The organism is Bacillus cereus group sp. N24 (assembly GCF_016483345.1).
In the GTDB taxonomy this organism is placed as follows: Bacteria; Bacillota; Bacilli; order Bacillales; family Bacillaceae_G; genus Bacillus_A; species Bacillus_A toyonensis.
Genome location: NZ_JAEHCA010000030.1, coordinates 21519 through 32170, shown reverse-complemented (window position 1 = coordinate 32170; position 10652 = coordinate 21519). Strand labels below are relative to the sequence as shown.

Genomic DNA, 10652 nt, shown 5'->3' with positions numbered 1-10652 from the left:
ACGTAATACATCTTCATGTATGTGTTATAAAAATCAAATGTAATAAGGATCTACTTACTATTAGAGTTCGTCATATATCCTTCGACATAAATAAAAAGACATGTGACGAAGCTAAAAGATAAAAGTAGAGTTCGTCATATGTATTACGTCATATCTGAGTAGAGTCCTCAAAATACATAAAATACAGAGTGAATATATTTTTGAATGGATGAAATTCAATATTGAAATGAATGTTAAAAATTTTTTAGATGTAACTGTTTATCAGGAGGAAAAATCACATCATAAAAGAAATAAGTAAATAATTATAATAAAGTAAATGAAAATTTTGTATATTTCGTATTTTGCATGTTACAATCTGATTTAAGGGGTGAAAAAATGCGGAATTGGAACACAGAATATGGGTTAATAAAAAAGATTATACAAAGTGAATTTGAAACAGACTTTTTTTATAACAAGGTGATCAATACATTAAAAAATGAATATGAGATAATTCCATTACAGTTTGCTGCTTTAGATCCTTATAAAATCTACAATACTTCACAAGTTAGTAGAATATTGCGACTAAAACCTAATAAATTAAGGTATTTAATTAACAGATACGGTGAATACATCCAATTAATAAAAAAAGGAACTAAATATATTATTTCATTTAAAGCTGTATACAAGATTTATTTAGTACATCTATTTTTAACAAAGAAATTAATTAGTTTATCTGAGTTTAATCGCTTTATGGCTTTACATGTGAGTTATAGTGATTATATTGATATGAAATTGACAAGTTATACTGACAAGTTTGTAGAACTTAATTTCAGAGAAAAACAAATGAATGAAAATGAATCACAATTTTATGTGTTATTTCTGCAAATCTCAGAAATAACTGCGGAATTAATAAAAGAAATAACGAAATATAACATGACATTGACATCCCCTTTCCTTTCTGTAGACAACCAACAGAAAAATGAGTTATTGAAAAAGAAGCAGGATCATAAAAATCTGTTTAATAAACTAAGTATTTTATATAAAACTATATAGTTAAAAGAGTAATACTTAAGAAGTATTACTCTTTTTTTATAGGGTTATATACACGTTTTATTGATAAGTCTTTCATATAAGACCTTTAAATAGGGCGTATAATAATTCGTGGTAATATTATATTGACATAAAATTAATATAAAAGCATATAAACCCTTTAATAATAAGTGTTTGTCTACACGTCTTATATGTAGTTCGTATATATAAGGTGTATAAATTCAATGACCATGATAATAGTACGTTATTTTAGAAGTATTATATATTGGAATTATAATTCTAGATAAAAATATACATAAATACTGCACTCATATTTATTGTTTAATAGTTATTGTTAGTTATATGAAACCTGATATTAACATGTTTTATTTACTGCTTATATGAACGACTTTCATGTACGTCTTATATATTTGATGTTGATATATAGGGCGTTATTTCGATTTTACATTTTATAAATATTATATAAGTCTTGTATATAGCAACTTAATATAAGACTTATATATAATGACTTGATATACGTCTTACAATGATGTAATATGTTTTTAGGAATAATTAACCAACGTTTTAAGGGGGGGACAACTTGAACGAGGTATTAAGTGAAAAATATAAACAAAACAAATTCACTGAAGAAGTTGTGGAAATGTTTGCAGACATTATTGAAGAAGACGAAATACTCTACAATGTATTTCATTACATAGGATCTCAAGTAAACAAACAATACCAAGAGACAAAGTATATGAGAGGAATCTCAATAAATGAAATAGTAGAAAGTGTTGTTATTGATAGGAGAGTAAAAAAACCTAAGGGTAAATCCTATTCATTAGAACTTGAAAGGACTAACATTTCAAGAAGATCGGCAGAAGGTAGTGTTGCTACTTTAGCTTCAATGTCATTAATAACAGAAAAAATTATGCATCCGTATAAGTTTTTAATTTCAACTATTAGGGGACAACAAGTATTAGTTGAATTAGGGAAACGTAAAAAAAGTAATGAGAATAAGGGAGAGATAAAATAATGGCAAAAAACTTTCTAAAAAACGAAGTAGCAGTGAAAATGACTATGGTTGGTTTTGGTCAAGCTGGAACTAGAATGGTAGATAAGTTTGCTGAGTATAAGCATACAGACGGTACAGCAGTTTATAATTGCCTAGCATTGAATAGTAATGATGGGGATTTAGCTGAACTGAAAAATGTGCCGAAAAGTAACCAAGTTTCACTAAAATTAGGTGGTTTAGGTAAGAATCCTGAGCGTGCTGTAAAGGTTTTAGAATCTAATGAAGAAGCTAAAGATAAACTAAAAGAATTTATAACGGAACGCGTTAGACCAACTGATGAATTAGTACTATTTTTTGCAGGTTTAGGCGGTGGTACAGGTACATCTACAATTATTCAAGCAATTGAAGAATTCTCCGCTTTTCATAATAAACCTGTAATTGCTGAAGAACTTAAAAGTATGGCAATGAAAATTCCTAGAGAAGAATTAATAAAAAATCAACAAAAGTATGCAAGAATTGCTTTCAATAATGCTATTGAGCGTAAAGATTTCATTAAAATGGGTATTGTAGTTACACTTCCAGTTAGGGCGGATGGGCCTGATGTACTAAGACAGGTGAATAAATTTTCACAAGAAATTTGGAAGTTAGCTAATGATCCAGCGAAAGGCGTTGCATTTGTTGTATTTGCAGATAACCAACACTTCTATGATGAGTTTAAGGGATTAAACGAAAATGAGAAAAAAGGCATTGGAAACTCACGAGACTATGCAAACCAACGCATTGGAGATATTATTCATGAGTTAAATACAGCTGCAAATGGTTCAGGAACATCAGTAATTCTAGATTCTCAGGACTTTAAACGAATTTTACTAGAAAGAACAGGCTGTTTAGTAATTAATAAGGTTTCACGTAATATGAATCAAATTGAAAACAGTAAAGAAATTGTAGATATGTTCTCAGAATCATTGAAAGGAAGTTCATTCCATCACCCTATTGACCTGATGAAGACAAATGAAAATGGAGATTTAGAGGCATCAAAGGTACATCATTTTGGGATGTTAGCAATTTTAGATGAACAGAAGAATATTGATGATTCATTTATGGATGATGCAAAAGTAGAAGTGACAAATAAACTACCAATCAATGGAACTGTTTTTAATGGTTATTTAGTCAGTAAAAATGACTTTATGGGCAGCGTGTATACTTTCTATAAGACAGATGCACTACCATCACGATTATCTAAAGGATTAGTTGAAGAATATAATGAATTTAAAGAAAAACAAAGCCAAATCCAATATACAAAGTCTCAAATTAATACAATTGAAGCGCAAGACTTTGATGATGATTTCAATATTAATTTTGGTGATTACTTTGAATTAGAACCAGTAAAAAATGAAGAACCACAAGCGCAAAATGATGAAGAATTAGCAGCATTTATGGATCCAGATAAGATGTTTGGATCAAAATAAAAAATAAGCCTGGGATTTTCCAGGCTTATTTTTCTGTTTTCATTACACTTTTCATATATTCAATCATGTTCTCATCAATATAGTTTTCTATAAAAAGTTGTTTTCTTGCAAGATCTTCCTCTTTTTTAAACCAGCCAACTTTTTTAATACGAGTTTCTTCTGGTTGTGCACTCCACTCTCTTTCAGCTTGTTTTCTTAACTCTGTACGTGCTCTATGTTGAATTATCATATTATCTAGTCTTTCTTGTCTTTGGCGCTCTTTTAACATTTCAGGGTCTTCTGGTTCAGGTAGCACCGCACGTATAGCATCTTCAAACTTTCCTTGATACTCTAATTCAATGTTTTGTAAATGCATTTGAATCTTTTGCTCTACTATTTTCTCAATAGTCGCTGCAGCTTCCTGCATGTTTAATGGAGTTGAGACTTCACTAGTTTGATTTTCTGGAGAAACTGGTCTTAGTTCGAACTGATGTGGTAAAAGCTCAATAATTGCATCTAGCGACCACTTTTCATCCCTCTTTAGCTTAATAAATAAAGCTATATCTAAATCCAGTGTGTTATATAGCTTTTCATTTGTATTATTGGTTCTTAATGTTCCGTGTAACCCCTTTTCCTCTAGGGTATTGAACCAATTGTACACAGTGTTATGATGTCGGCCTACTAGTTTTGAAAACTCTGTTATTCGCCAAGCTTTTTCAAAAGCATCTTCATGACTAGAGTTTGTATTATTTGACTCCATATGTTCATTTGTATTTTTGTTATCTTGTTCAATCATCGTTATACCTCCTTGAAATATAATGGCCACAATAAAATGGAATTAACATATAAAGCGAGATTAACATGTTAAGTGTTTTTTCGATAATATAAACCCAAATCCCTTTATTGATTGACATTCACATGAAATGTATCATTAATATGTAAAGTATCACTTGTTAACATAAAGTTGATAAATAAAGGGTTTGGAATTAACTATTGTTAATATCTTGTTAATAATTCGTTAGTTGTTAATGATTATTGTTGCTATGAAATTAACAAATTAGTCTACAATATATTAATGATAAGAAAATATTAGTGATTTGTAAATAAATTATGAGGATATAGTATTAAACTTAAAGACTTAAAGGCTAAAAAGTATGTATAAATGTAAAGCGAAAAGCCGATACTAATAATAAATAAAGGCCTATATTTATTATAATTTAAGATACTTGGTAGTAGAAAGCTAAGAACTGTATAGTTAATTGGTTTCAGCAGGTCTTTAGAATGCACATGAAGGTTATTATAGGTTATTGAATTACTGTTAATATGGTTTAATATAAACTCGCTTTTTCTAGAGTGCACCGCCCTTTACAAGTGATCTCTATATAATCAAAATTGATTCATACAATTGGTACTTTTAAATCGAAAGTAATAAAAAGCAATTTATTGTTTTTAGCCACTATCAAAATGCTTTCAAGAATGATATCTTCTCCGGTTTATCCAGTGGATTTAGCTATAGAAAAAAGCCTTTTAATAAATGTAGAACTTAAAACTCTATTTGTATGTACATTCTCAATTTTAGAATTAATAATTGTTAATGTCATGTTAATATGTATTGGTGATAGTTGACATGACGCTATCATTAATTAATAACTAGCCCTATCAACATGTCAATCTCAGGTTATATATCAATGATAAATGAAGAGAAAACTATTAATTTTTCTGTGTTACTAATAAGAAACTATCAATTGTATGGAGTTCTTGTTGATCTCTGGCTACAATTAGAGTTCTTTTAGGGTGTTTTCTTTTTTTAATAGAAATCTGTGGTGGTAGATAAATTTTTAACTAATGCGGATCTTGAAAAAAACGAAAGTTGCTTCTATGACCATTTCAACTAACTAATTGCTAATGTCATATCGATGTTAAAGACAAATTGTTAATATGACATTAACAATAAAAAGAGCATTTTCTCTCTATGATTGACTTTTAGACTATACGTCAATGATAAACAAGGTGTGAAACCCATTGAATTGCTGTTGTCATTTATTATAGTGATTAAATTTCAACTATTTTTTGATAGTGTGAAAACATCTTATTGGATAGATTATTACTAGATTCGCTTCGAGCAAACCGCCACAGCAGAAAATTTCCATCAATATAGATTTTGAAATCTCGAAAGTTATAAACATTCCTTCTTTTTGATACCGAATTGTTAATGTTATATCAATATCAATTAGAATAATATTGATAACAAAAGAAAACAAGCGCTCAACATGTCAATCTCAGATTATATATCAATGATAAATGAAGAGAAAACTGTTGTGGTAGATAAATTTATAATAAATACAGATTTCGAAGACTCGAGACCTGTATTTATGCGTATTTCAACTACTTAATTGTCAATGTTATATCAATGTTAAATCCAAATTATTGATATGAGATTAACAATACAGACTGTATTCCTTTATATGTGCTGTTTTTTAATTATATGTAAATGATAAATAATGGGTAAAAATCATTGAATTGCTGTCAGCATTTATTACTCGATTAAATCTTTAACTATGTTTTGATAGTGTCGAAACATTTTTTTAGGATAGATCGTTACTAGATTTGCTTCAAGAAAACTACCACATAAGAAAAATTTCAGCCAATATAGATTTTGAAATCTCGAAAGTTATAAACATTCCTTCTTTTTGAAGCCAAATTGTTAATGTTATGTCAATATTAATCAGAATGATATTGATAACAAGAGAAAACAATCACTCAACATGTTAATCTCAGTTAACATGTTAATAACAAATGAGAGATTAAAAATCAGTTATCTTTCCATTGGTATCAACATGAGATTGATAGTTTCGTGTTGTTTCTTTTGTATATCTTACTAGCATTGAAACATTTTCAATGCTAGTTTATTAATTAACTTACTTCCGTGCAATCTGTTGCAATGAACCAATATTCAACTAATATAGACCTTGAAGTTTAGATAGGTGCAAATATTTTTGAAAAGTGTCCGTTTGTTAATGTTATGTTAATGTTAATTGATGAATACTAGCGATAAAGTTGGTGCGCTTTATTTGACATGTTAATCTCGGTTGATATGTCAATGTCAAATGTGGGTGAGATGTATTGAATTTCTGTTGGTATCAACATGAGATTGATAACTATATGACTGTTTTATAGTTCATGTTCTAAAGTGTTTTTAAGTAGAACTAATTAATTTTGAACAAAATATAATGTTATGATGTTTGTTTACATGGAATTGATTATGGTTAACAATAATGCGCTTAATAGCGAATTTAATTGGTTAGTAGAGAGTATATTTTACCAAAAAAGGTAAGTAGAAAAATATTAGTGAACGCCTCATAAGGGGAACGCTTATAGCTTGGTAAATATAGATTACTAAAATAGTATCTAATTCCGAAGAATTTCGCGCTTCAAAATGTCCCAAAGGGGTTAAGTAGTGAGATGCCCATGTGTAATTATAGTGTGGAGTTAAATAATTTTAGAAGATCATTTGATTAAATAAAGAATTTTTAGTATATTCTTATTATATCTTGTTAAACTTTTTATTTTCAAGTGATTACATAAAGCCCTTCGGGTTACGGATTAAATTACACGTTTGTGTGGTATTTAACCTCCGTATTCCAAAGGGCTTTTTTATTTGATTAAGGGAAAAGGGGATATGTGATGTCAATTGAAAAGTTAGCAGCAAGTAGAATATTAAGACCAGTGAGAAGCATGAATAAGGGGAGTAATGAGAGATGGTTTGAATATTATAGAACAACATGCCCTATATGTGGTAAGCAAGGATGGTGCATGGTTAATGATTCTGAAACCAAAATAATATGTGGACGAATTTCATCAGAAACAGTATTCGGGGAAGCAGGCTATTTACATATAGTAGCTGAAGATCAAAAAAGGGGATATGGTTTTTCTCAAGATCAGATGATTAAGGAACATAGGAAGAAAAATGATTATACCCTTGATATTATGTACACTTTATTTCTAGAATCCTTAGACGTGCGAGATGAACATATTAAAATGTTAAGGGGATCGAAACGTAGGATTACAAGGGAGGTAATAAATATTAGAAATTACAAAAGTTTTCCTATTAAACCTTGGGATACTACGAAAGAGTTAATAAAAAAAGTAGGAGGGAAAACAAGCTATATTGTTGGAATTCCAGGATTTTATGCAAAAGAAACGAAGGATGGAAGATATTTCACGTTTACAGGAAGGAGAGATTCTTTATTAATACCGCAGAGAAATATATATAATCAGATATGCGGTTTTCAATGTAGAATTGATGATCCTGAATATATGACAGTTGTAAAAAATCATAAACCAAGCTTTAAGGCAGAAGTTATTGAGCAACCCAATACTATAGAGGTGACCTATAAAATCAATGGGAAGATAGAGTCTATATTTAAAGGTAAAGTCGATGTTAAAGAATGGTATGAAATTAATTATGAGAGTGAAAAATTAGGTGAAGTACAATTAAAGTTAGAAAGTAAATATATTTGGATCAGCTCAGGTGGGAGATTTCATGGAACAGGAGTTGGGAACCCGTTGCCAATACATGTAGCAGTACCTAGTCGAGAGCTGAAAAATTGGGAACGTGGAGAATTAATAAAAAAGGATAATGTATGGATTTCAGAAGGGAGTTTAAAGTCTGATATTGCTGCAGAAAACTTAGACGAGCTATTAACAAATGAGGAAAAATTAATGTATGGTACCACAGTCGTATCAATACCTGGGGTTAAAGTATGGAGAATATTAATTGAACCATTAAAAAAAATGGGAGTTAAACAGGCAACTTTCGCTTTAGATATGGATATGATTACAAATTCAGATGTTCAGCGGTCGTTATTAGAATGTGCACAAACGCTTTATCAAGAAGGAATAAGTATTAATTATGCAAGTTGGGATATTAATCTTGGAAAGGGGCTAGATGATTTACTATTAAACGATTATATTCCAGCAATAGAGAAAGTGAGATAAACGCTATTGTATAATTACAAGAAAGTCGTGGACTATACAAGAAAGTTGTGGACTTTACAACAAAGTTATGGACTTTACAACAAAGTTGTATATTAATGGATACAATGGCTCTACAAATTATATAGATAAAAGGCATGGCTATTTTAAACCATGCTTTTTTATTTTTATGTATTAAATATAATAAATCAATTTTTTTTGATTTATCAATTGCAAAATGACAGTGATGTGTGTATATTGAAAGTATCAAAAAAAATTGATGAAAGGAAATTACTATGAAAGAAATAAAATTATACAATCATTTAACTCCTCAATCCTTTGAAAAATATGAAAAAAAGTTCAAAGCATTGGCAGATCAAAAAAGGTTACACATCTTGTATGAATTGTGCCAACGTGGAGAAACTTGTGTATGTGATTTAACGGGTGTTCTTGAATTACCACAATCAAAACTTTCGTATCATTTAAAGCTTTTACTTGATGCAAATCTTATTACAAAAGAAACAAAAGGAACATGGAGTTACTATAACATTAATAAAGAAGAAGTAGATGCACTATTATCTGAACAATTATGCTGTATATTTCGTCCTATGTCATAATTTTGGTTGGGGCGAAAGAGCATTTTAATATATTTTAAATCAATTTTTCTTGATTAATATAACTTTTTGATAAGTGATTAAATTGAACAATAATTATAGCCTTTAAATCAATTTTTTTTGATTTAAAGAATCCAATTAAGGAACTACACTTACAAATTTAGATAAAATAAGGAGGATTTTTTCATGAAACCTATTCAACTTTCATTCAAAGTACAAGAGTGCTGCGGAACGGAAAATCAAACATTACAAAACAATACTGATATGCAGGGATTAAAACAGTTACCAGTTGCCATTATTGGGGGAGGTCCTGTAGGTTTAGCTGCAGCTGCACATTTAGCAAAACATGGTGAATCATTTATCTTATTAGAAGCTGGGGAAAATATAGGTTCAAACATCCTTACATGGGGCCATGTGCGGTTATTCTCACCTTGGCAATATAACATAGATAAAGCAGCTCTAGCTCTTCTTGAACAACATGGCTGGGAATCACCTGACATAAACGCATTACCAACAGGAAGAGAAATTGTAGAACAATACTTACAACCGCTTGCGAATCTTCCAGAAATTAAACCATTTATCCATTTGAATACTAAAGTACTATCTATAGGTAAGAAAGATACAGATAAAATGAAAACAACGAATCGTGAAAAAATGCCATTCATGATCTATACAGAAAAAGAAGGTGTACTTCAAGTTTATGAAGCTAGAGCGATATTAGATGCTTCCGGTACGTGGGGAAATCCAAATCCGGCAAATTCTAATGGTATCTGGTTGAAAGAAGAGCAATCCCTTAACGAGCATATTTTTTATGGTATTCCAGATATATTAGGAAATGAACAAAAGCGATATGCCAATAAGCATGTAGCTGTCGTTGGAAGTGGTCATTCTGCAATCAATGCTTTATTGGAGTTGGCAAAATTAAAGGAATCCTATCCAGGGACTAAGATTGTATGGATTATGAGAAAGCAACGTGTGGAAGAAGCATACGGGGGAGAGGAAAAAGATGCTCTTGAAGCACGCGGAACCTTAGGTACCCGCATTCATCAATTGGTTGATGAAGGAATCGTGGAAGTAATGACACCATATAAAATTCAATACGTAGTTAGTACAAAAAATGGAATGGACATTGTAGGTCATCAAGATGAAAAAGAAATAAAAATTACTGATATCCAAGAGATGATTGTAAATACAGGGAATCGTCCTAACTTATCTATGATAAGTGAAATACGTACATCTATTGATACTGCTACTGAAAGTGTAGGGGCTTTAGCACCACTAATCGATCCTAACCTTCATAGTTGTGGCACTGTTCGCCCCCATGGTGAAAAAGAGCTTCGGCACCGAGAGAAAGGTTTCTATATTGTAGGTTCAAAAAGTTATGGAAGAGCGCCTACTTTCCTTATGGCGACAGGCTATGAACAAGTTAGATCTATAGTTGCTTACCTTACTGGTGATTATGAGGCAGCTGAAAAAGTAGAACTTGATTTGCCAGAGACTGGTGTTTGTAGTGTGAATTTAAAGCCTAATAAAGTAGATGATTCATGTTGTGGTAAGGAGAATAACTGTAAGGAGGAGTAATTTATATTACTC

Annotated in this window: 7 protein-coding genes; 6 read left to right on the top strand and 1 reads right to left on the bottom strand. The window is 30.4% G+C overall.

Annotated features, from left to right (window positions below):
* The first annotated feature begins 345 nt into the window (after positions 1-345).
* The 3 genes from JDS95_RS26360 (at position 346) to JDS95_RS26350 (ending at position 3492) form a co-directional block, all read left to right on the top strand.
* Entirely contained in the window at positions 346-1032 is a 687-nt protein-coding gene (locus JDS95_RS26360; protein ID WP_085451170.1) for a hypothetical protein, read from the top strand.
* A gap of 577 nt (positions 1033-1609) precedes the next feature.
* The gene (locus tag JDS95_RS26355; protein ID WP_001006720.1) at positions 1610-2044 is read left to right on the top strand and encodes a hypothetical protein; all 435 of its coding nucleotides are present in this window, start codon (positions 1610-1612) and stop codon (positions 2042-2044) included.
* The gene (locus tag JDS95_RS26350) at positions 2044-3492 is read left to right on the top strand and encodes an FtsZ/tubulin family protein (protein WP_001097026.1); all 1449 of its coding nucleotides are present in this window, start codon (positions 2044-2046) and stop codon (positions 3490-3492) included. The genes JDS95_RS26355 and JDS95_RS26350 overlap by 1 nt, the downstream gene beginning before the upstream one ends.
* 25 nt (positions 3493-3517) lie before the next feature.
* Here the strand turns inward: JDS95_RS26350 and JDS95_RS26345 are convergent, their stop codons facing one another.
* Entirely contained in the window at positions 3518-4267 is a 750-nt protein-coding gene (locus JDS95_RS26345; RefSeq protein WP_000572413.1) for a terminase gpP N-terminus-related DNA-binding protein, read from the bottom strand.
* 2888 nt (positions 4268-7155) lie between these two features.
* Here JDS95_RS26345 and JDS95_RS26340 point away from each other — a divergent pair.
* The 3 genes from JDS95_RS26340 to JDS95_RS26330 all read left to right on the top strand — a co-directional run bounded on the left by JDS95_RS26340 (position 7156) and on the right by JDS95_RS26330 (position 10640).
* Positions 7156-8469: a DUF3854 domain-containing protein gene (locus tag JDS95_RS26340; RefSeq protein WP_000021188.1), complete on the top strand. Its 1314-nt coding sequence runs from the start codon at positions 7156-7158 to the stop codon at positions 8467-8469.
* A 272-nt stretch (positions 8470-8741) separates the two neighbouring features.
* On the top strand, positions 8742-9062 hold the full coding sequence (locus JDS95_RS26335) for an ArsR/SmtB family transcription factor (RefSeq protein ID WP_000658766.1): 321 nt from the start codon (positions 8742-8744) through the stop codon (positions 9060-9062).
* Between the two features lie 183 nt (positions 9063-9245).
* Positions 9246-10640, top strand: coding sequence for an FAD-dependent oxidoreductase (locus tag JDS95_RS26330; RefSeq protein WP_199690882.1), 1395 nt, complete (start codon positions 9246-9248; stop codon positions 10638-10640).
* The last annotated feature ends 12 nt before the right edge of the window (positions 10641-10652 follow it).

Excerpts from the sequence above, each read along its gene's own strand:
- JDS95_RS26335 (WP_000658766.1), top strand. The coding sequence starts at position 8,742 with ATGAAAGAAATAAAATTATACAATCATTTAACTCCTCAATCCTTTGAA.
- JDS95_RS26345 (WP_000572413.1), bottom strand. The coding sequence starts at position 4,267 with ATGATTGAACAAGATAACAAAAATACAAATGAACATATGGAGTCAAAT.
- JDS95_RS26340 (WP_000021188.1), top strand. The coding sequence starts at position 7,156 with ATGTCAATTGAAAAGTTAGCAGCAAGTAGAATATTAAGACCAGTGAGA.
- JDS95_RS26360 (WP_085451170.1), top strand. The coding sequence starts at position 346 with ATGTTACAATCTGATTTAAGGGGTGAAAAAATGCGGAATTGGAACACA.
- JDS95_RS26330 (WP_199690882.1), top strand. The coding sequence starts at position 9,246 with ATGAAACCTATTCAACTTTCATTCAAAGTACAAGAGTGCTGCGGAACG.
- JDS95_RS26350 (WP_001097026.1), top strand. The coding sequence starts at position 2,044 with ATGGCAAAAAACTTTCTAAAAAACGAAGTAGCAGTGAAAATGACTATG.